Here is a 21,466-nt window from a genome sequence, read left to right as displayed (position 1 = left end):
CGCGGGAGAGTAGGTCGCTGCCAGGTCTGCAAAACGCACGTTGCAAAAATCCAGTCTTCTCCTTACAAAACAGGCCCGCCAATCGGGAACTCGGGCCGCGCAAGCGGCCCTTTCAATTGGCGCAAGCTTGATTCCAGTGAGCCAAGGCTTACTTCTGAAGTTGACGCGGGGTGGAGCAGCACCCCGTCCGCCCGCAAAGGCCGAAGGCCTCGAGGACGGACAAAACAAAAAGTCCGGGCTGCCCGGCCGGCATTCGCCGTCTAGTTGACGCGGGGTGGAGCAGCGCCCCGTCCGCCCGCAAAGGCCGAAGGCCTCGAGGACGGACAAAACAAAAAGTCCGGGCTGCCCGGCCGGCATTCGCCGTCTAGTTGACGCGGGGTGGAGCAGCCCGGTAGCTCGTCAGGCTCATAACCTGAAGGTCACAGGTTCAAATCCTGTCCCCGCAACCAAACAAAAACGGCCCGCATCACGCGGGCCGTTTTGCGTTTGCAGCCTGGCGCGGCCAGTTTGATCCTCATCGAGTTACCCGAGGGTGTGGGTCTCGGCAGGCGCCGTCTTCCCGTGTTAATCTGCTTGGCATGGAGACGGACACCGACAAGATCGACAATGCCGTTCTCGGGCTGCTTTGGCTAACGCTGCATGAAGAGAGGCGCGCCTGGAAGGGATTGGATTGGGATGCTCTGGATCGCTTGCACCAGAAGGGACTGATCGCCAATCCGGCAAACAAGGCGAAGTCGGTGGTTCTGACAGATGAGGGCCTGCGACGGGCTGAGGAACTGTTCCGCACCCTGTTCACGCGGCCGGCGCCATGAGCGCTGCCTGGCGTTCCAATTCGACAGCAAGAAGTCGCGCAGGCAAAACCGACAACTTGCTGTGCAGGCTTATCCCGCAACAATCAGGGTTGGGCGTCTGGCGGCGGTGTCCGGTGCGTCGGACCTTCAGTCGAAACCTGCCGTGGTGCTGCCATAAGGGCGTCGCTCAATTCACACGGTTTTCCAACCCCACCGTCAGCGGAATCTCAAGCCCCCGCCGCAATCCCGTCGCAACCACCGACACCCTGAATTTTCCTGCGAGCGCCTTGTCGAAAATGGCGCCGACGATGATGTCGGCATCGGCGTCGACCTCCTCGCGGATGCGGGTGGCGGCTTCGTCGACCTCGAACAGCGTCATGTCAGTGCCGCCCGATATCGAGACAAGGACGCCCTTGGCGCCCATCATCGACGCTTCGTCGAGAAGCGGGTTTGCGATCGCCGCTTCGGCTGCCTTCCTGGCGCGGTCCTCGCCGGTGGCTTCGCCGGTCCCCATCATCGCGCGACCCATATCGCGCATTACCGACTTCACATCGGCAAAGTCGAGATTGATCAGGCCTTCCTTGACGATGAGATCGGTTATGCAGCCGACGCCGGCGTAGAGTACGCGGTCCGCCATGGCGAAAGCGTCCGCGAACGTCGTCTTGGCATCGGCGATCCTGAAGAGGTTCTGGTTCGGTATGACGATGACGGTATCGGCGCTTTCGCGCAGCCGCTCGATGCCCTCATTGGCCGCATGCATTCGGCGGTTTCCTTCGAAGACGAACGGCTTGGTGACGACGGCCACGGTCAGTATTCCTGCGTTGCGCGCGGCCTGCGCTATGACCGGTGCTGCACCGGTTCCAGTTCCGCCTCCCATGCCTGCGGTCACGAAACACATATGCGTTCCCGCAAGATGGTCCATGATTTCGTCGATAGATTCCACGGCCGCAGCATGGCCGACCTCGGGCAGGGATCCTGCACCAAGGCCTTCCGTGACGTGCGCTCCCAATTGGATCAGCCGCGTTGCCTTCGACATGGTGAGCGCCTGGGCATCGGTGTTGGCAACGATGAACTCGGTGCCCTGCAAGCCTTCGGCGATCATGTTGTTGATGGCGTTGCCGCCACCGCCGCCAACCCCGATGACGGATATCTTGGGCCTCATCTCCGAGATTGTCGGCCTCGTTGCAGTGTTCATTTGCCGTCTCTCCCCTTGAATGCGCAAGCGCAGCGGTCGGTGGAAGGCTTGTTCCCGGCGCGCTGCAAAGACTTTGGACAGTGCGCGAATCAGGACAGCCCAGCGTAACCAAGGGAATCAGACGGTTGAACCGGCTGCAAGTGCAGTATTCGCGCTCGCGCATGTTATGCGCTATTGGTTCGCCGCCGCTGGTGCTACGTGTGGCGGCTGACCGAAAATCGTCCGATGACAACGTCTCCCGCAAAGCCGAGACCGATCTTCCCGTTCTACTTCACGCCGATGCCGGCAGTCAGGCCGCCATCGATCCTGTAGTCCGCGCCGGTGCAGAAGCCGGCTTTCGACGAACACAGAAAGGCGATGAGTTCCGCCACTTCCTCCGGCTCGCCGATGCGCCCGATGGGGTGCGCTTCGCCGAAGCGCCTGTAGGCGGCCTCGACATCGGCGTCGGTGCCGTTTTCGCCGCGCGCCGCCTTTTCCAGGATCGGGGTGCGGATCGAGCCCGGGCTGACGGAATTGACGCGAATGCCGGAGCGCGCGTGGTCGAGCGCCAGAGCGCGCGTCAATGTGTGGATGGCGCCCTTGGTCGTGGAATAGGCGGCGACGTTCTGCTGGCAGGCGAAACCTTGCACCGAAGCCACGTTGACGATGGCGCCGCCGCCTCGCCTGATCATTTCCGGAATACCGAAATGCGCGGTCAGGTAGATCGAGCCGACATTGACGGACATCGCCCGGTTCCAGATGTCGAAATCGGTGCTAACAGCGGTGCCATACGGATGGACCGCCGCGGAATTGACGATGATATCGAGGCCGCCGAACCGTTCAACACCGGCTGCGACCGCGTCGCGGACCTGATCCGGCACGGAGACGTCGACGGCCACGACCAGCGCCTCGGCGCCGGAGCTGCCCAGTTCCGCTCTCATCGCCGTGTTGGCCGCGGGGTCGATGCCGCAGGCGATGATCGCCGCCCCGCCCGCCGCAAGACGTCTGGCGGTTGCCAGGCCGATCCCGGTCGTCCCCGTCACCAGAGCAATCTTGCCGTCGAAATCCTTCATGGCGCAAACTCCTTTAATTTGACTTCCATTGTGGCCCAACAATACGGTTCCGTTTTATCGCAAAGGAAAAGCCTCGATGGAACAATGCTGGCGCTGGTATGGCCCTGACGACCCGGTGACGCTCGATCATGTCAAGCAGGCCGGAGCCTCGGGCGTCGTATCCGCCCTGCATAATATCTATGACGGCCGCGCCTGGCCTTTGACGGACATTTTGGAGCGCAAGCGGGTCATCGAGGCCGAAGGGCTGACCTGGTCGGTTGTGGAGAGCATTCCCGTCCACAATTCGATCAAGATCGGCTCGGCGGAACGGCTTCGCTATGTCGGCTGGTACAAGGACACGATCCGTGCGCTCGCCAAGGCTGGCATTGCGACGATCTGCTATAACTTCATGCCGGTGGTCGACTGGACCCGCACCGACCTTGCCTATCGGCTTCCAACGACGGGCTACGCACTGCGGTTCGATGCGATCGATTTTGCCGCCTACGACCTGTTCGTCCTGAAGCGCAGGAATGCCGAATTCGGCTACAGCGCGGCACGCATCGCGGAAGCGGAATCGCGACTGAAGGAATTGAGCGAAGAGCAGATCGACAGGATGGAGCGCAATCTCATTGCCGGCCTGCCGGCAACCGAGCGCAGCTACAACCGGGATAGTTTTCGTGAGGCATTGGCGGAATATGACTCGATCGGGCCGAAGGAGCTGCGCGACAATCTTGCCTGGTTTTTGCGCGAGATCATTCCGGTGGCCGAGCAGGAGGGGGTGCGCATGTGCATCCATCCCGACGACCCGCCATTCTCGCTCTATGGGCTGCCACGGATCGTTTCGACCGCCGAGGACGCGCGTTTCATCCTCAACGCCGTCGACAGCCCTGCCAACAGCCTGACATTCTGCACAGGCTCCTACGGTACGCGCGCAGACAACGACATTGTCGGCATGGTCAAGGAGTTCGCCTACCGGATCCATTTCGTCCATCTGCGCAATGTAACCATCGAGGATGACGGCTCCTTCCATGAAGCCGAGCATCTGGAGGGCGGCACCGACATGGCGCATGTCATCCTCGCTTTGATGCAGGAAGAGACGCGCCGCCGAAGGGAAGGTCGCGCTGATTGGCGGATTCCCATGCGACCCGATCATGGCCATTTGCTCGCCGACGATATCGGCAAGACCAGGATCAACCCCGGCTATTCTTTGATCGGCCGCCTGAAAGGCCTGGCCGAGCTGCGTGGCATCATGCGCGCCGTGGAACGTTTTGAGCTGGCCTGAGGATCGCAACCGGCCCTAAGGCTGATGGCTTGACGCAACAAGCTCGGCCTTGCGCTGCGCCGTCTCCAGCCCGATGGCGATGAAGCGGCGCGCATGCCGGGCCAGCTCCATATTGTCGGTCCACAGATTGCGCCAGATGGCGGTTTTCTTCGACAGGTTCTCGTCGACGATCTCCGACGAGAAGGATTCGAAGCTGAGGTCGTCGCCATAGCCGATTGCGGTCAGCGCATCGAAGATCGCGGCAAAGTCGATGTTGCCGGTGCCGAGGAAGCCGCGATGGCTCTCACCGATATGGACATAGCCGATCTTTTTGGCGGCGTGGCGGATGGCCAACCCGACATCGGCCTCCTCGATGTTCATATGGAACGTATCGAGATGCAGAAAAATGTTGTCGGAACCGGTGTCCTCGATGAAAGCCAACCCTTGCGCCGCGGTGTTGAGCAGATTGCTCTCGAAGCGATTGACGATCTCGAGGTTGAGCGTGACGCCGGCGGCCTTGGCGGTCTCCGCGACCTTGGCAAGCGTGGCGGCACTGCGGTTCCATTGATCGCGCGTCGGCGCCTCAGTCTGCAATCCATGGCTGGTGCTGAGGATGCCGGCGACCTTCCGGCCGCCGAGATCGCGGGTGAGCGCGATCGTGTCATTGAGGACTTCGACGCCGTGCGCGGCAATCGCCTTGTCGGCGCTTGAAATGTCGCCGTCGGGCGGCAGCCCGATGCTGATCGCCACGCCGAGATCGAGGTCGGCGATGCGCTTGGCCAGCCCGCCAACATCGACATTGGCAGGGTCAAGATAGGAGAATTCGATCAGGTCGAAGCCCGCCTCCCTGGTGTTGGCCAGCGTCCGTTCGAGGTCGTCTTGCGCCGAGCTCGCCGACCAGACGAAAGAGTGGATTCCAATGCGCGACATGATCGTCTCCTGCTGCTCGAGAGCATCGGACCCAAGAAGTGGGAACCGGTTTGCGAAAAATCTGATGCTCAAAACAAAAAATTGGTGCGGCCGGTCGCCCGGCCGCACCAGCCTTGGGAGGCTTTAGCTAGCGGGCCGCGGTCCAACCCTTGTAATCCGTCAGGTTCTCTGCCGTGATCAGCTGCGGGTCGAGCAGCACCGTGGCCTCGGCCGGCTTTTTGCCGGCAAGCACTTCAGCTGCCATCTGCAGCGATTGGCCGGCCATGACGTAAGGATCCTGCGAGGCCGAGGCCTTGATCATCGAGGTGCCGGAAGAGAGTTCCTTCTCGATGTCGGGCGCGCCGTCGACCGCGGTGAAAATGAACTCCGAGCGGTTGAGCTGCTTGGCCGCAAGCTGGGCGCCGATCGCCGTCGGGTCGTTGATGGCGAACACCGCGTCGATCTTGTCGAAGCGGGTCAGCAGCGACTGGAACACCTTCAGGCCGCCGTCGCGCGAGCCTTCGGCATTCTGGTCGTCGGAAAGGATCTTGATGTCCGGGTGTTTTGCCAGCACGTCCTTGCAGCCCTTCACCCGCTCCAGGATCGACGACGATGCCGGTCCGTTCAGTATGACATAGTCACCCTTGCCGCCGGTGTGGTCGACCAGATACTGGCAGGCCGCTTCGCCGGCCTTGACGTTGTTGGTCATCACGGTGACGTCGGCGCCCGGCGCCGAAACGTCGAATGCGGCAACCACGATGCCGGCCGCCTGCGCCTTCTTCACCGCCGGCGCGATCGCCTTGGCGTCGACGGCGTTGAGCATGATCACGTCGACGCCGGCGGCGATGAACGAGTCGACCTGCGAGACCTGCTTGTTGAGGTCGTAGTCGGCCGACACCGACGTCACCTCGACGTTCGGGTTGATCTTCCTGGCGGCGTCCTCGATGCCCTTGATGGTGGCGACGAAGAACGGGTTGCCGAGCAGGCCGACCGAGATGCCGACCTTGTTCAGGTCCTTGGCCGAGGCCGGTGCGACGGCGACGGCCGCGAGGGCAACGCCGCAGAGCAGTTTAGCGATGGTCTTCATTGTTTTCCTCCTGATGCCCCGCGCCTCTCACGGTGCGTTACACATGAACCGGGTCGTTGACGCCGGCGACTAGGTCAATCACGTTCTTGCTCCCGCTTGGAGCCTGTAGCGGTCGAGGGCGACCGCCACGATGATGACCAATCCCTTGATGATGTACTGCCAGATGTCGGAAACGCCGGCCAGGATGAGCCCGTTGGAGAGCACCGCTATGATCAGGCCGCCGATCAGCGTGCCCCAGATCGACCCGACGCCGCCGACGAAGCTGGTGCCGCCGAGGATGACCGCGGCGATGGCGTCGAGTTCGTAGGACTGTCCAAGCTGCAGCCCGTTGGCAGCGTAGAGCCGGGCCGCCGACATGGCGCCGCCAAGGCCGGCGAGAAGGCCTGAAACGCCATAGACGAAGAGCAGCACCAGCGGCACCTTGATGCCGGTGAGGCGGGCCGCCTCGGCATTGCCGCCGACGGCATAGATCCAGGTGCCGAGCACGGTGCGCTTGAGCACCAGCCAGGACAGCACCACGACCGACAGAGCGATGATGACCAGCCAGGGGATGCCGAACAGCGACCCGTTGCCGATGAAGTCGAACGGCAGGTCCGAGTTGAACACCGTGGTGTCCTGGCCGAGCAGGCGGGCGACGCCGCGCACGGCGGTCAGCGAACCAAGCGTGACGATGAAGGGCGGCAGCTTGATATAGGCGACGAGCAGCCCGTTGATGACGCCGAAGCCGAGGCCGACCAGAATGGCCGCCGGCACGCCGAGCATGCCCCATTCCGGCACCAGCGACACCATCACCGCCACCATCGCCGAGGCGGCAAGAATGGAGCCGACGGAGAGGTCGATGCCGCCGGTCAGGATGACGAAGGTCATGCCGGCTGCGAGCACGATGTTGATCGACGACTGCTGGGTGACGATCAACAGGTTGGTCTCGGTGAGGAAGCGCGGGTTCATGATCTGGAAGCCGGCCGCCAAAAGGATCAGGACCGGCAGCATGCCAAGCGCGGCGAAGGCGGTGCGCAGCCGCCGGCTCCTGCCGACCGCCTGGTCACCCGCACTCATCCCGGTTGCCTTGTCGGTCATCCCCAGGCCGCTTTTGTCGGTCATCCCTTGGCCGCTCCCGTTGCGAGTTCCATGATTGCCTCCTGACTGAGCGGCTGGCCTTCGGATGCGGTCACCTCGCCAGCGATAGTGCCGTCGCGCATCACCAGCACGCGGTCGGCGACGCCGATCACCTCCGGCAGTTCGCTGGAGATCATCAGGATGGCGATGCCCTTTTTGGCAAGATCATCGATCAGCCGGTAGATTTCCGACTTCGCCCCGACATCGACGCCGCGGGTCGGTTCGTCGAGGATGAGGACCCGCGGCTCGGTTTCGAGCAGGCGGGCGAGCAGCACCTTCTGCTGGTTGCCGCCCGACAGCGAGCCGGCATTGGCCTGCACCGACCTGCTGCGGATGGAGAGGTCGGAAACGGCCTTGGCGGCGCGCCTTTCGGCCGTGGCGAAGTCGCGCAGGCCGCCGGCCTGCGCGTCCCTGGCGAGCACGCCCATGCTGATATTGTCGGAAATCGACATGTCAAGGAACAGGCCGAGTTCCTTGCGGTCTTCGGTAAGATAGGCGATGCCGGCATCCAGCGCCTCGCGCGGCGAGCCGATGGCTATCGGATTGCCGTCGAGTTCCAGCGTGCCTGATGTGTGCCTGTCGGCGCCGAAGATCAGCCGCGCGAGTTCGGTGCGGCCGGAGCCGACCAGGCCCGCCAGCGCCAAGACTTCGCCCTTGTGCAGGTCGAAGGAGCAGCCTTTCAGGAGATTGCCGTCCGACATGTCGCGCACCGACAGTGCGATCGCGCGCTTGCTGTCCGGCGGGCGGTGATCCTTCTTGTAGAAGGCGGACAGGTCACGGCCAACCATCATCGAGACGAGGCGCGAGGCGTTCAGATCGGCGCGTTCGAGCGTGCCGACATAGCCGCTGTCGCGCAGCACGCTGACGCGGTCGGCAAGCTGGTAGACCTCTTCCATGCGGTGGCTGATGTAGATGATGGCGATGCCCTGCGCCTTCAGCGTCGCAATCACCTCGAACAGCCTGTCGGTTTCGCGCGAGGTCAGCGAGGTGGTCGGCTCGTCCATGACGATGATGCGCGCGCTGGTCGACAGCGCGCGGGCGATTTCGACCATCTGGCGTTCGCCAAGCGACAGGCTGGAGACCGAGGCGCGCGCCGAGAAGGAAACGCCGAGCCGTACGATGATCTCCTTGGCGCGGCGATTGCACTGGTCGCGGTCGACGATGCCGAACCGTCTCGGCTCGTTGCCGAGGAAGATGTTCTGCGCGACCGTCAGGTTGGGCGCCAGCGACAGCTCCTGATAGATGACGGCAATGCCGTTGGCGCGTGCCTTGATCGGGTCGCCGGTCGCGACCGGTGTGCCGTCGATCAGAATCTCGCCGCCGGGATCAGGCCGATAGGCGCCGGACAGCACCTTCATCAGCGTCGACTTGCCGGCGCCGTTTTCGCCCATCAGCGCGTGCAGTTCACCGGCGTGAACGGTCAACGATACTTCCTGCAAGGCGCGAATCGGGCCGAACGTCTTGGAGATGTGCCGCATCTCCAGCACCGGCTGGTGCACGGGTTCGATCCGGGCAGCGGCGGTCATCGCGCGCCTCCCGCTGCGGCATCAGCGATGCCTCGGTCGGCGGCGAGGCCGCGCCAGCTATCGCGATAGAAGGCAAGCCCGGTGAAGCTCGAGGCGCGTACCGGCTCCGGCGCCTCGGCGGCAAATTCGCGTCCAACACTCTCGAAGGCCAGAGCCGCCGCTCCGGTGGCGCTGCCCTCCAACGTGGCGCCCTGCATAAAGGCCTGGCCGGGACGCAGCTGCGCCAGCAGGCTGGCAAGCAGGCCGCCACTGTTCAGCCCGCCATCGACGATCACCGTGTCGTTCGAATGGATCAGGTCGAGAGACAGATCGACCATCAGCGCGACATAGAGCAGCGCCAAAGCCGCGCGCTCCTCCGCGGTGGGTGCGCGCCCGACCAGTTCGCCGCGATGGCCAGGCATCGGCCCGCCTGGCGCGAAGCTGGGCAGCGCCATGATGCCGGCGTCGATTACCTGCTGTACGGCTGAGGGGGCGATCGCGCCCTGCCAACCGGCGCTGATCGTTGCGAATTCACGGCCGCCCATGAAGCGGATGGTCGGCACCGGGCCGCCGTCGACATCGACATTGACCAGCATGTCGCGGTCGCGATCGAGCGCGTCGAGCGGGCAGTGCGGATTGAGCACGACGACCCAGGTGCCGGTCGAGACGACGGTGACCGGCCCAGGCGCCTGCCGGCGATAGGCCTGGAGCGCGGCATTGCTGTCATGGACACCGTTGTGAATGGCGATCGGCCGTGTCGCCTCGCCGAAGCGCTGCTCGCCGATGACCGCGCCGGCACGCTCGAAGGCGGGCATCTGGCCGCGCCATCCCTCGGCGTCGACCAGCGTGGAGAAATCGCGCTTGCGCGGCGCCCACAGATGCGAGTGGCAGCCGAGATAGGACACCTCCGAGACCGCCCGGCCGCCAAAGCGCCAGCTCCAGTACTGCGGATAACCGAGGATCGATTTGGCGGCGGCGAACACGCTTGGTTGCACCGTCTTCAGCCACAGCATGTGGCGACCATAGTTGAAGCCGAGCGGCAGGCGCGGCGAGAAGGTCTCGGCAAAATCCGGAATGCGGCGATCGATCTGCGCGGCAATCTCGGCCGGTGGCTCCTGCTCGTAGTCGAGTATCGGATGCGTCAGCGCCGCATCGTCGACCAGGGCAAAGGTGCAGCCATGGCCCGAAACCATCAAGCCCTCTATGCCATGGATGTCGACCGCTTCGCCGACGGCGCGCGCCGCCCAATCGTGAAGCGCTGCTTCGTCGAGCACACTGAAGCCGCCTTCGCGCGTCCAGTTCGGCTGGGTCCGGCGCTCACCTAGAATCTGCCCGTCCTGACCGAAGACGAACAGCTTCGAGTTGGTCTTGCCGAAGTCGAGGACAGCCACCTTCACTGGACGGCTCCCGAGGCAGAGGCGATCCGCACCATGACGCCGGCGTTTTCGAGCATGCGTGCGTCGGCATCGGAAAGGCCGTCATCGGTCACCAGCGTGCCGATGCGCGACAAGGGCAGCGCGACGTTGCGCGCATGGATCGACAGTTTGCGGCTGTCGGCCAGCACCACGATCTGGTCGGCGCATAGGCTGAGCTCGGCGATGGAGCGGACCAGCAGCGGATGCGATTCCAGCACGCCCTCCGGGCCGATGCCCTGCGAGCCAAGAAAGAACTTCGATGCGTAGAACGGCACCGTCTGGGTGAGCGAATGGATGATGCCAGGCTCGCGATGCAGTTCGCCGCCGGCAACGGTCAGGCTGCAATGGCCGTGGTCGCTCAAATAGGCGATGAGCGGCATCGAGTTGGTATAGAGCCGGATGTTGCGGTCAGCGAGCTTGACGCCGAGATGGAAGCAGGTCGAACCGCCATGCACGATGACGGCGTCGCCATCGCGCACCATGGTCGCCGCGAGAGCGGCGATCTGCCGCTTGGCCTCGACCGCGAGATCGCGGTTCTCGTCGTAGGGCCGGGCATAGGCGACGCCCGCCTGCGCAGCGCCATCGAGCGCCGAGATGCCGCCATAGACCTTGCGTGCTTCGCCGGCCTCGTCGATCTTGTCGATATCGCGCCGCACCGTCGCAGCCGATACGCCGAGCCGCTCCTGCAGCTCGCGCACCGAGGCGAAGGGGCGATCCCGCAACAGCTCGACGATCTGACGCTGGCGGCCGGAGTCGCTCAACGGATACCCTCCCGAAATGCCATCTTGCCACGGCAATTGGTGCAACTTACTCAACGCAGATCAGATTGCAAGCTTGATTTGGTGGGATAAGATCACTATTGACGTAACTTACTCGCCGCTGCGATACCAGCGTCACTCGCTGTCCCGGCTACCGGGATCCAAAGCCGTGGCTAGGCGGCCGGTTTGTGAAGGAGTTTCGATGGCAATCAATGCGGATGCGCAGGAGTTGGGCGCTTTGCGGTCGCTTTCGGCCAGCATCGGGCGCGACCCGCACTTGACCCAGGCCGCGGGCGGCAACACGTCGCTGAAAGCCGGCGACACGCTCTGGATCAAGGCTTCCGGCACCTGGTTGAAGGACGCGCTCGCCGAGGACATCATGGTCCCGGTGGCGATCCCGCCGCTGATTAGGGCTGTCGAACAGCGCGACCCGGCCGCCGATCAGCCACAGGGTTTCGCCATCGAGGCGCTCAACGCCCGCAAGCTGCGTCCTTCGATCGAGACCACGGTTCACGCGATGATGCCGCAGCGCGTCGTTCTGCATGTCCACTGCGTCGATACCATTTCGCTTGCCGTGCAGGCCGACTGCGAGGCTCAAGTCGCCAAGCGCCTGGATGGCCTCGAATGGGCGTATGTTCCCTATCGCCGACCCGGCCTGCCGCTTGCCCAGGGCATTGCCGAGCGCCTTCGGCCCGGGGTCGATGTGCTGATCCTTGCCAACCATGGCCTGGTCGTCGCAGCCGAGACCGTCGCCGGCGCCGAGGCGCTGCTGCGTCGCGTCACACGACTTCTGGCGCGGCCGCCCCGTAAGGTGGCGGAGCCCAACGTTGTCGCATTGACGACGCTCATCGCACGCAGCGGCTACAGGCTGCCGGCGGATGGCGAAGCGCATGCCGTCGCGATCGATCCTGAAAGCTGCCGCATGGCGTCAGGAGGCAGCCTCTATCCCGATCACGTCATCTTTCTCGGCCAGGGTTCGGTCGTGGCGAGGCCCGGTGAGGACGTGATGCGTGTCACCGAACGGTGCGGCACGGCACCGGTGGCGATCCTGTTTCCCGGGCTTGGCGTGCTGATGCGCGGCGACGCCAGTGCCGGCGCAAATGCCATGCAACGCTGCCTCGCCGACGTGACGGCGCGGGTCGACGTCGCAGCGAAGCTGAACTATCTGACCGCCGCCGAGAACGACGAACTGATCAACTGGGACGCCGAGCAGTATCGCCAGAAACTCAATGCAGCCGGCAGCTGACATGGCGTTGTCAACCGGCCCGCTTTCGATCGGAATCGACATCGGCACATCGGGCGCCCGCGCCGTCGCCATGCGGCCGGACTTTTCGATTGCCGCGCGTTCCGCCGTTCCACTCGACAGATTTGGCCAGAATGCCCGCGACCCGTCGGTATGGTGGTCAGCGGTCGGCGCGGCGCTGACGGAACTGCTTTCGAGCATCGATCGTGCGGCGGTCCGGTCGATCGCCGTCGACGGCACTTCCGGCACGCTGCTGCCGGTCGACGGCGCCGGGCGGCCGCTGGCCGAGCCGTTGATGTACAACGACAAGGTCGACGACGACGCCATTCTGGCGGTGATCGCGCGCGAGGCGCCGGCCGTGAGCGCAGCACGTGGGCCGACGTCCGGTCTCGCCAAGGCGCTGTCGCTCCTGCGCCTGCCTGGCGTCGCGGCGGTGCTGCATCAGGCCGACTGGATCGCGGGACAGTTCTCCGGCCGCTTCGACGCCAGCGACGAGAACAATGCCCTGAAGACCGGCTACGACGTCGAGGCCCGCCGCTGGCCGGACTGGATCGCGGCGACCGGGATGCGCATGGGATTCCTGCCTAGTGTCGTCAAGCCGGGCGATGTCACGGGAAAGCTCACCGCGAACGCCGCGGACCTGTTCGGCCTGGCGCGCGACGTCGCCGTGGTCGCCGGCACGACGGATGGCTGCGCGTCGTTCCTGGCGACGGGGGCTGCGGCTGTTGGCGACGGCGTCACCGCGCTGGGGTCCTCGCTGACCATCAAGATCCTCTCCGATCGGCCGATCTCGGCGCCGCAGTTCGGCATCTACAGTCATCGGCTGGGAGATGCCTATCTGGCGGGTGGTGCGTCGAATTCGGGCGGCAAGGTGCTGGCGCAGCATTTTTCTCTCGCGCGCATCATCGAATTGACTGCGGTGATCGACCCTTTGACCGAGACCGGTCTCGACTATTATCCGCTTCCCGCGGTTGGCGAACGCTTTCCGATCGCCGATCCTGATTTGCCGCCACGCCTGACGCCGCGGCCGGCGGACGACGCCGACTATCTGAAAGCGATGTTGGAGGGCATTGCGGCGGTCGAGGCGCTCGGCTATCGCCGGCTTGCCGAACTCGGCGCCCCCCGATTGACATCGGTCAGAAGCGTCGGCGGCGGTGCGGCAAATCCCGCCTGGACCGCGATCCGGCAGCGCAAATTGGGGGTCGATTTTCTGCCGGCGCTTTCGGGCGAGGCGGCCGCCGGCACGGCGCGGCTGGCGCTGATGGGCGCAATCGCAGAGGGGCTGTTGTGAGCACGAAACCAGTCGAATATCTCGACGGCGTCGGAGCGCTGGTCGAGCGCTATCAGGTGTTCCTGCTCGATCAGTTTGGCGTGCTGCACGACGGCACGAACCCCTATCCGGGCGCCGTGGAGGCGTTGTCGGCGCTGAAGCGCGCAGGCAGGACGATTGTGCTGGTCTCGAATTCCGGCAGGCGGGCGCGGCCCAACGAGGCCCGCCTGCTGAAGCTCGGCTTCGAACCAGGAAGCTGGGATCAATTTGTCTCTTCCGGCGAGATCGCGTGGCGGTCTTTCCACAAAATGGCGATATCCGGAAAGCTGCGCCCAAACACAAAGTGCCTGCTGATCAGCCGCGAGGGCGATCGTTCGGCAATTGAAGGTCTGCCTTTTACCCTGACCAGCGACGGCGACGATGCCGAGCTGGTGCTGATCGCCGCCAGCGAGGGCGACCGCTACGACATCGAGCACTATCGCAGGCTTTTTGCACCGGCAGCGATGCGGCAGGTGCCGTGCTTCTGCACCAATCCCGACAAGATCATGCTGACGGCAGTCGGGCCTCGCTTTGGCGCCGGTCAGCTTGCGGATCTCTACGAGAGCCTCGGCGGCAGCGTCACCCGCATCGGCAAGCCCTACACGCCGATCTTCGACGCCGCGCTGGCGCTGGCGGGCAACCCGGACCGCAGCAGCGTGGTCTGTGTCGGCGACAGCGTCGAACACGATGTCGCCGGTGGAATTGGTGCCGGCGTGGCGACCGCGCTGGTCTTGTCCGGAATATTGGCAGATACCCCTGACCTGGCCGAGCTTTTCGACAGTCTGGACGCCTACCCCGATTACACCACGGACAGTTTCAGATTCGCTGATTGAGATCGGCAGCTTGCGAGGGTTGAGCGCTGCCATGGTGATCGTTTCGTCGTTGGTGCTGCTTTCGGTGGCGCAGCCCTTTGGCTGCTGTTGCCAGTTCACATCTTGTTGGTCGGAGGCTATTGAACTGCATGCGTGACTTTCAACTCCCCGGACGGTCGCCGGTTCGTGCGACGGAAGCGATGGCCGCGACATCGCACCCTCTGGCGACATTGGCGGCGATCGAGATGCTGCGGTCCGGCGGCAATGCAATGGACGCAGCCCTGTGCGCGGCGGCGGTGCAGGCGGTGGTCGAGCCGCAATCGACGGGTATCGGCGGCGACTGTTTCGTCCTCTATTGTCCCAACGGTCAAGGCGAGGTTCTGGCCTTCAACGGCTCCGGCCGCGCACCGGCAGCAGCAGAGGCGCAGTGGTATCTGGACAGGGGGCACGACGAACTGCCTGAGTCCGGTCCGCACGCGGTCACCGTGCCGGGCGCCGTCGACGCGTGGTGCCGGCTGCTCGATGATCATGGCAGGAAGGGCATCGACGCCGCGCTCGCTCCGGCCCTACATTACGCCGAACAGGGTTATGTCGTCCAAGACCGCGTGGCCTTCGACTGGGCTGAAAGTGCTGCCTTGCTGGCCGCCGACGAACATGCCGCGCGGATATTTTTGCCGGATGGAAAGGCGCCGCTGGCCGGCGAGCTGCACCGGCAGCCGCAACTGGCCGAGACCCTGCGCATCGTCTCGCGCCGTGGCCGTGCCGGCTTCTATGAAGGCGAGGTCGCCGACGACATGGTGTCGCGTCTGCGCGCGCTTGGCGGGCTGCATGCGCTCGAGGATTTTTCGGCGACGAAGGGCGACTATGTCAGGCCCGTCGGCACATCCTACCGGGGCTACGACATTCATCAGATGCCGCCGAACAACCAGGGGCTGACGGCACTGATCATGCTGAATGTGCTGTCGGGCTTCTCGCTCGGTTCGCTGGAACCGAACGGCGCCGAGCGCTTTCATCTCGAGATCGAGGCGGGGCGGCTTGCCTATCAGGACCGCGACAATTTCATCGGCGACCAGAACCAGGTCCATGTCCCCGTGCAGCAGTTGTTGTCCAGATCCCATGCCGACCAGCTTCGCGCCGAGATCGATCCGGCGCGCGCAATGACGCATCTGCCACGCCTGGAGCTTCAGCCCAGCGATACCGTCTACATCTCGGTGGTCGACCGCGACCGTAATGCGGTCAGCTTCATCAACTCGACCTTTGGTTCGTTCGGCAGCGGCGTGGTCGGCCCCAGGACCGGCGTCGTCCTGCAGAATCGGGGCAGCAGCTTCCGCTTGGCGGCGGACCACCCAAACCGCATCGCACCGGGAAAACGCCCGATGCACACCATCATGCCGGGCATGGTGACAGCCAAGGGCAGGGCAGTCATGCCGTTTGGCGTGATGGGCGGCGGCTACCAGCCGTTCGGCCATGTCCATTTGCTCACCAACATGATCGACTTCGGCATGGACCCGCAGGAGGCGCTGGATGCGCCACGCGTGTTTTACCGACAGAACACTGTGGAGGCCGAGCGTGGCGTTCCGGCCGACGCGATCGCCGGCCTGCGCGAGCGAGGTCACGACGTGTCCGTCCCAACCGAGCCGCATGGCGGCGGCCAGCTGGTGCTGATCGACTGGGACAAGGGTACGCTTACCGGCGCGTCCGATCCGCGCAAGGATGGTTGCGCGCTGGGTTACTGACGGTCCGCTGCGCCCTGCGTGCTGGTCCTGTTCAGTTTTGGCGCTGCCGCCACCAGCGCCTTGCCGATCGCCGACTGCGGGGTAACGATGACCGCGCGGGCGTTGCCGCTTTCGGCGACGCGGCCGGCATCGAGAATGACGACACGATGGGCGATGGCGCTGATGACGCCGAGATCATGCGAAATGAACAGATAGGCGATCCGTTGCTCGCGTTGCAGATCGAGCAGCAATTGCAGGATCTGCCGGCGCACCGATACGTCGAGCGCGGACACCGCCTCGTCGAGGATGATCAGCGACGGGTTTGTGGCGATGGCGCGAGCGATCGCGATGCGCTGGCGCTGGCCGCCCGAGATCTCGTGGATGGCACGAGCGGCGAGATCAGCGCTCAGGCCGACGCGCTCGAGCAGAGCGGCGATGCGGCGCGGGCGTTCTGATCGGGCTGCGATGCCATGGATGCGCAAGGGATCGTCAAGCACACGCGCCACGCTGGCGCGCGGATTGAAGGCGGCGAGCGGGTCCTGGAAGACCATTTGCACGCGCGCGCGCCGGGCGCGCAACGCAGTATCGTTCAGGGACAGGAAATCGCCACCTTCAAACTCGATGCGGCCGGCGTCCGGTTCGATCAGCCGCAGCAGCAGCCGCGCGACCGTCGACTTGCCGCTGCCGGAAGGGCCGGCCAGCGCCAGCGTCTCGCCGGCCTCGATGTCGAAGGAGACATCATCGACGGCGGCTATTGTCTTGCCGCCGCGACGATATCGTTTGGTCAGGCCGGAAACAGCCAGCAATGGACTGCTCACCGCGACGCTCCTGACTGCTGCAGCAGCGGTTCGGCGTCGAGGCCGAGATGGGCGTTAAGCAGCGCTCTTGTGTAGGCGTGGCGCGGACTAGCGACGATCTGCGCCGTCGTGCCGAGCTCGACCAGCTCGCCGTGCCGGAACACGGCGATGCGCTCGGCCAGCTCGGCGGCTAGCGCGATGTCGTGGCTGACGAACAGCAGCGTCATGCCGTCCTCGGCCACCAATTGCCGGATCAGCGCGACGATCTCGGCCTGCACGATGGTGTCGAGCGCGCTGGTCGCCTCATCGGCGATCAGCAGTTTCGGACCGGCCGCAATCGCCGCGGCAATCGCCACGCGCTGCTTCTGGCCGCCGGAAAGCTGGTGCGGGTAGGCGCGCAAGGCGGCGTCCGGGTCGGGCAGGCGGACGCGTCCGAGCAGGGCTTTCGCCTTGGCATAGGATTGCGACCAAGTCAGACCAAGATGCGTGTGCGCGACTTCCGCGATCTGCTCGCCAACCGTCATTACCGGATCGAGGCTGGCCGACGGGTCCTGGAAGACGAAGCCGATATCGCGGCCACCGAGGGGGGTGCCTTGGCACCAAAGGATGGCAAAAACCACTCGATCGAGCCTCCAACCTTGGAAGAACCCGGCAGCAGCCCGGCAATGGCCAGCGCCAGAGTGCTCTTGCCCGAGCCGCTCTCGCCAATGATGGCGAAGCGCTCGCCGGCGCTGACATCGAGGCTGACATGGTTCAGCGCCGCCACCTGGCTGCCGTCGCGGCGATAGGTCACCGTCAGATCGCGGATCGAAAGCAGCGCCGTCATGACAGGCTCCTTCTCACCGCCGTCGTCTCGACGACGCCTTCGCCGGCGAGATAGACGCCGAGCACGGTCAGCACGAGTGCTATGCCCGGAATGATCGACAAAAAGGGCGCGGTGCGCAGCACGGCGCGGCCTTCGGCGATCATGCCGCCCCAGGTCACGCGGTTGGGGTCGCCGAGGCCGAGAAACGAAAGTGCCGCCTCGGTGAGGATCGCGGCGGCGACGATCACCGACGACAGCGCCAGCACCGGCGGCAAAGCGTTGGGCAGCACTTCGCGAAACGCGATCTCCAGCGGATGCATGCCGATGACACGGGCGCCGGCGACAAAATCGCGCTCGCGGATCGACAGCACTTCGGCGCGCGCAACGCGCGCCGGCCCCGTCCAGGCGCCGAGCGCGATCGCCGCGACGACGACGCCGAGCGACGGCCCGACGACGCTGACGAAAGCCAGCGCCAGCAGGAAGCTCGGCACGGTTTGGAAGGCGTCGGTGATGCGCATCAGCACTTCGTCGACGAGACCGCCGGCAAAGCCGGCCAGCGTGCCGACTATCGCGCCGACGGCAAGGGCTGCTGCCGCTGCCGCCAGCCCGACCGCCAGCGAGGTGCGGGCGCCGTGGAGAAGCGCGGCCAGCACGTCGCGGCCGAGCCGGTCGGTGCCGAGCGGCAGCGACCAGTCCTGAAAGGGCGGCAGCAATGCCGGCCCGGCAATGGCTTGCGGGTCGCCGGGAAAGAACAAAGGCGCTGTCAGCGCCATGGCGAACAGCGCCGCCAGAATGATCGCGCCGGCGACCGCTTCCGGCGTGCGAAGAAAGCGGCGAAGCCGGCTCACGCACCGGCCTCGCTGGCGCCGACGCGCGGATCGAGGAAGGCGTAGGCAATGTCGACGAGAAGGTTGATGGCGATAACCAGAACGGCGCTGACCAGGATGATGCCGAGCAGCAGCGCCGTGTCGCGCGCCGCCACCGCCTCCTGCGCCAGCCGGCCAAGGCCGGGCACCGAAAAGACACTTTCGATGACGACGCTGCCGCCGAGCATCTGCGCCGATTGCAGGCCGAGCATGGTGACCAACGGCAACAGCGCGTTGCGGGCGACGTGGGCGAGCACGATGCGGCGGCGGGAGAGCCCTTTGGCGCGGGCCGCGAGGACAAAATCCTGCCGCCAGACCTCGGCCATGCCGGCGCGCATCATGCGCAGATAGAGTGCCAGATAGATGAAGCCGAGTGCCGACACCGGCAGCACGAGATGGCGGGTGATATCGGCCGCGCGGTCAAGGCCGGTCTTGCCCGACGCGATGCTCTCGATGCCGCCGATCGGGAACCAGCGCAGGTCGACGGCAAAGACGATGATCAGCACCAGCCCGAGCCAGAAGCCGGGAACGGCATAGAGCGCCAGCGAGCCGATCGACAGCAAGCGGTCGCGAAAGCCGCCGGGCCTGGCCCCGGCATAGATGCCGAGCGCCGAGCCGAGCCCGAAGGAGAGCGCGGTGGCGCTGCCCATCAACAGCAGCGTGTTGGGCAGGCGCTCGAGGATGACGTCGCGGATTGGCCGCGAAAAGGTCACCGACTGGCCGAGGTCGAGATGCAGCAGCGCCCAGAGATAGGTCGCCAGCCGCGTCAGCGCCGACTGGTCGAGGCCCCAACGATGGCGCAGCAATTCGATCATGCCGGCGTCACCGCCGGTCGAGGCGATATAGGCGTCGACCGCGTCGCCGGGGGCGGCTTCCAGCAAAAGGAAAGTGCCGATCACGACAATCAGCAGCACGAAGACGCTGCCGACGAGGCGACGGCGAAGGAGGAGAAGCGCGCGGGTCATGGCGGCGCCGGCTGCTTGGGCCGATCAACAGAAATGCCGAGCCTAGGCACCCCCCTCTGTCCTGCCGGACATCTCCCCCTCAAGGGGGGAGATTGGCCGTCACTAGCCGTGGCGCCAATCGCAAACATTGCTGAGGGAAGGGCCGTCGCCAAAGCAAGCGAATCTCCCCCCTTGAGGGGGAGATGTCCGGCAGGACAGAGGGGGGTATCGTCGAGCACGGACATTACCAACTTCACCTATTGGCGAAGGTCAATCTCAATTAACCCGCAGCTCACCCCTCCAGCCAGGTGTCCGCCCAGTTCGACACCGCCCAGCGTGGGTTGTTTGCGACATTCCCAACCGTGTCCCTGACAACGCTGATGAAGCTCCATTCGGCGACATTGATCAGCGGCAGGTCGGCTGCGACCTTTTTCTGAAACTCCCTGTAAAGTTCCGTGCGCGCGGCGGGGTCGAGCGTCTCGGACGCCTTGGCGATGAGGGCGTCGAGTTCATCGTTCTTGTAGCCGCCCTGGTTGGAGAACGGCACCCCGTCCGGGATGCCGCTCTGCACTAGGATGGTGGTCGAGATCGCCGGATCGCCGCGGAACACCGGCGGTCCGACCGCAAGGTCGAAGGCGTGGTCGGTGTAGACGGCCTTGATATGCGCGGCCGAGTCGTTGTTGACCAGCTGGGCGTCGATACCGATGGCGCCGAGCGCCTGGCGCAGATAGTCGCCGAACTGCTTGGTCTCGTTGAAATAGGGCGCCGGCAGCAGCTTCAGCGAAAAGCGCTTGCCGTCGTCACCCTTGCTGTAGCCGGCTTCGTCGAGCAGGGCGTTGGCCTCGGCCACGTCGAAGGCATAAGTCGGTACATCGGCCGTATAGAACTGCGGATCGTTTTTCGGCACTGGGCCGGTGGCGGTGGCGGCATAGCCGAGGAACACCGTCTTGACGACGAAATCCTTGTCGATGGCGTGGGCGATCGCCTGGCGCACCTTCAGGTCGGCCAGCTCCTTGCGGCGATGATTGATCTCGACCACGAGCTGATAAGTCAGCGCCTCATAACCCTTGGTGATCACCTTGAGGCCAGGCACTTTTGAGATGCGGTCGAGATCGGCCAGCGGCACCGCGGAAAAGGCGGCGAGCTGGATCTCTTCGGCCTCGAGCGCGCTTGCCGCCGAGGTGCGGTCGGGCAGCACCTGGTATATGATCTCGTCGAGGTAAGGTTGGTCCTTGCCCCAATAGTCCCCATTCTTCTCCAGCCGGTAATATTCGCCTGGCTTGTGTTCGGCGAATTTGAACGGGCCGGTGCCGACAGGTGCGTTGTTGGCCGGGTTCTCCTCGATCTTTCCCGTCTCGTAGATGTGCTTCGGTACCACGCTAGTCAGCGCCGGCAAGGCGTTGCGGATCAGCTGGAATGGTGTCGGTTTGGCGAATTTGAAAACCGCCGTCAGTTCGTCTGGCGTGTCGACCGCCTCCAGATCCTTGAACACGGTGCCGCCGAGATTCTGCAGCGGCTTCCAGATCTGCAGCGCCGAGAACGCGACGTCGGCGGAGGTGAAGGGTTTGCCGTCATGCCATTTGACGCCCTCGCGCAATTTGAACGTTACCGACAAGCCGTCCGCGGCGCCCTCCCAGCTTGTCGCCAGCCGCGGGTCGAGCCCGTCCTTGCCGTCAAAGGACGCCTCGGCCAGCGGTTCCACGATCTTGCTCGAAATGAAGAAGACGCCGTTGGACGCGACGATCGCCGGGTTGAGGTTGCGCGGCTCGGAATCGGCGGCGACGACCAGCCGCCCGCCTTTCTTCGGCGTCTGTGCCCAGCCGATCGTCGGCAGCGCCGTCGAAGCCAGCAGCAGTGCCGAACCGGCAAGCACGCTGCGTCTGGAAATTGTGACCTCTGACATGATC

General features: G+C 64.8%; 18 protein-coding genes, 1 tRNA gene and 1 pseudogene. 7 read left to right on the top strand and 13 right to left on the bottom strand.

Annotated elements, in window-relative coordinates:
• The first annotated feature begins 372 nt into the window (after window positions 1-372).
• Together AC0L3O_RS15110 and AC0L3O_RS15105 are read left to right on the top strand one after the other, a co-directional pair.
• A tRNA-Met gene (locus AC0L3O_RS15110) sits at window positions 373-449 on the top strand.
• A 129-nt stretch (window positions 450-578) separates the two neighbouring features.
• Complete coding sequence (locus AC0L3O_RS15105; RefSeq protein WP_473517764.1) at window positions 579-812, top strand: DUF6429 family protein; 234 nt, start codon at window positions 579-581, stop codon at window positions 810-812.
• Window positions 813-978: 166 nt separating this feature from the next.
• Here the strand turns inward: AC0L3O_RS15105 and ftsZ are convergent, their stop codons facing one another.
• Window positions 979-1,986 (bottom strand): cell division protein FtsZ, encoded by a 1,008-nt coding sequence (gene ftsZ / locus AC0L3O_RS15100; RefSeq protein ID WP_023797312.1) that lies wholly within the window; start codon window positions 1,984-1,986, stop codon window positions 979-981.
• A gap of 266 nt (window positions 1,987-2,252) precedes the next feature.
• Window positions 2,253-3,038: an SDR family NAD(P)-dependent oxidoreductase gene (locus AC0L3O_RS15095; RefSeq protein ID WP_473535475.1), complete on the bottom strand. Its 786-nt coding sequence runs from the start codon at window positions 3,036-3,038 to the stop codon at window positions 2,253-2,255.
• 76 nt (window positions 3,039-3,114) lie between these two features.
• Here AC0L3O_RS15095 and uxuA point away from each other — a divergent pair, with 76 nt between their 5' ends.
• Window positions 3,115-4,299 (top strand): mannonate dehydratase, encoded by a 1,185-nt coding sequence (uxuA, locus tag AC0L3O_RS15090; protein ID WP_473535474.1) that lies wholly within the window; start codon window positions 3,115-3,117, stop codon window positions 4,297-4,299.
• A 15-nt stretch (window positions 4,300-4,314) separates the two neighbouring features.
• On the opposite strand, the gene AC0L3O_RS15085 is transcribed toward uxuA, so the two are convergent.
• The 6 genes from AC0L3O_RS15085 to AC0L3O_RS15060 all read right to left on the bottom strand — a co-directional run bounded on the left by AC0L3O_RS15085 (window position 4,315) and on the right by AC0L3O_RS15060 (window position 11,071).
• Window positions 4,315-5,208 (bottom strand): sugar phosphate isomerase/epimerase family protein, encoded by an 894-nt coding sequence (locus AC0L3O_RS15085; RefSeq protein WP_287344191.1) that lies wholly within the window; start codon window positions 5,206-5,208, stop codon window positions 4,315-4,317.
• A 127-nt stretch (window positions 5,209-5,335) separates the two neighbouring features.
• Entirely contained in the window at window positions 5,336-6,274 is a 939-nt protein-coding gene (locus tag AC0L3O_RS15080; protein ID WP_473615918.1) for an ABC transporter substrate-binding protein, read from the bottom strand.
• A gap of 78 nt (window positions 6,275-6,352) precedes the next feature.
• Window positions 6,353-7,351, bottom strand: coding sequence for an ABC transporter permease subunit (locus tag AC0L3O_RS15075; RefSeq protein WP_287054458.1), 999 nt, complete (start codon window positions 7,349-7,351; stop codon window positions 6,353-6,355).
• Window positions 7,352-7,371: 20 nt separating this feature from the next.
• Complete coding sequence (locus AC0L3O_RS15070) at window positions 7,372-8,916, bottom strand: sugar ABC transporter ATP-binding protein (protein ID WP_473535473.1); 1,545 nt, start codon at window positions 8,914-8,916, stop codon at window positions 7,372-7,374.
• A complete protein-coding gene (locus AC0L3O_RS15065) occupies window positions 8,913-10,292 on the bottom strand; it encodes an FGGY-family carbohydrate kinase (protein WP_473615917.1) in 1,380 nt (459 codons plus the stop codon). The genes AC0L3O_RS15070 and AC0L3O_RS15065 overlap by 4 nt, the downstream gene beginning before the upstream one ends.
• Entirely contained in the window at window positions 10,289-11,071 is a 783-nt protein-coding gene (locus tag AC0L3O_RS15060) for a DeoR/GlpR family DNA-binding transcription regulator (protein WP_023797319.1), read from the bottom strand. The genes AC0L3O_RS15065 and AC0L3O_RS15060 overlap by 4 nt, the downstream gene beginning before the upstream one ends.
• 199 nt (window positions 11,072-11,270) lie before the next feature.
• On the opposite strand from AC0L3O_RS15060, the gene AC0L3O_RS15055 reads away from it, so the two are divergent.
• The 4 genes from AC0L3O_RS15055 (at window position 11,271) to ggt (ending at window position 16,168) form a co-directional block, all read left to right on the top strand.
• Window positions 11,271-12,314, top strand: coding sequence for a class II aldolase/adducin family protein (locus AC0L3O_RS15055; RefSeq protein WP_473535471.1), 1,044 nt, complete (start codon window positions 11,271-11,273; stop codon window positions 12,312-12,314).
• Between the two features lies 1 nt (window position 12,315).
• Window positions 12,316-13,602: an FGGY-family carbohydrate kinase gene (locus AC0L3O_RS15050; RefSeq protein ID WP_473535470.1), complete on the top strand. Its 1,287-nt coding sequence runs from the start codon at window positions 12,316-12,318 to the stop codon at window positions 13,600-13,602.
• A complete protein-coding gene (locus AC0L3O_RS15045) occupies window positions 13,599-14,453 on the top strand; it encodes a TIGR01459 family HAD-type hydrolase (RefSeq protein ID WP_473535469.1) in 855 nt (284 codons plus the stop codon). The genes AC0L3O_RS15050 and AC0L3O_RS15045 overlap by 4 nt, the downstream gene beginning before the upstream one ends.
• A gap of 128 nt (window positions 14,454-14,581) precedes the next feature.
• Window positions 14,582-16,168, top strand: coding sequence for a gamma-glutamyltransferase (gene ggt, locus AC0L3O_RS15040; RefSeq protein WP_473615916.1), 1,587 nt, complete (start codon window positions 14,582-14,584; stop codon window positions 16,166-16,168).
• Here the strand turns inward: ggt and AC0L3O_RS15035 are convergent.
• From AC0L3O_RS15035 to AC0L3O_RS15015, 5 genes and pseudogenes are all read right to left on the bottom strand, one after another.
• Entirely contained in the window at window positions 16,162-16,965 is an 804-nt protein-coding gene (locus AC0L3O_RS15035) for an ABC transporter ATP-binding protein (protein ID WP_473535467.1), read from the bottom strand. The genes ggt and AC0L3O_RS15035 overlap by 7 nt on opposite strands.
• Window positions 16,962-17,770, bottom strand: a pseudogene (locus AC0L3O_RS15030) (ABC transporter ATP-binding protein). The gene AC0L3O_RS15035 and the pseudogene AC0L3O_RS15030 overlap by 4 nt, the downstream one beginning before the upstream one ends.
• Window positions 17,767-18,597, bottom strand: a complete 831-nt coding sequence (locus tag AC0L3O_RS15025; protein WP_128248241.1) for an ABC transporter permease — start codon at window positions 18,595-18,597, stop codon at window positions 17,767-17,769. The pseudogene AC0L3O_RS15030 and the gene AC0L3O_RS15025 overlap by 4 nt, the downstream one beginning before the upstream one ends.
• Window positions 18,594-19,580 carry an ABC transporter permease gene (locus tag AC0L3O_RS15020; RefSeq protein ID WP_287242329.1) on the bottom strand — a complete coding sequence of 329 codons (987 nt, stop codon included), beginning with the start codon at window positions 19,578-19,580 and terminating at the stop codon, window positions 18,594-18,596. Before AC0L3O_RS15020 ends, AC0L3O_RS15025 begins: the two co-directional genes overlap by 4 nt.
• A gap of 271 nt (window positions 19,581-19,851) precedes the next feature.
• Window positions 19,852-21,462, bottom strand: coding sequence for an ABC transporter substrate-binding protein (locus AC0L3O_RS15015; protein ID WP_473535466.1), 1,611 nt, complete (start codon window positions 21,460-21,462; stop codon window positions 19,852-19,854).
• Between the last annotated feature and the right edge of the window lie 4 nt (window positions 21,463-21,466).

Source organism: Mesorhizobium sp. WSM4810 (assembly GCF_055811235.1).
This window is presented reverse-complemented; position numbering and strand designations above follow the sequence as displayed.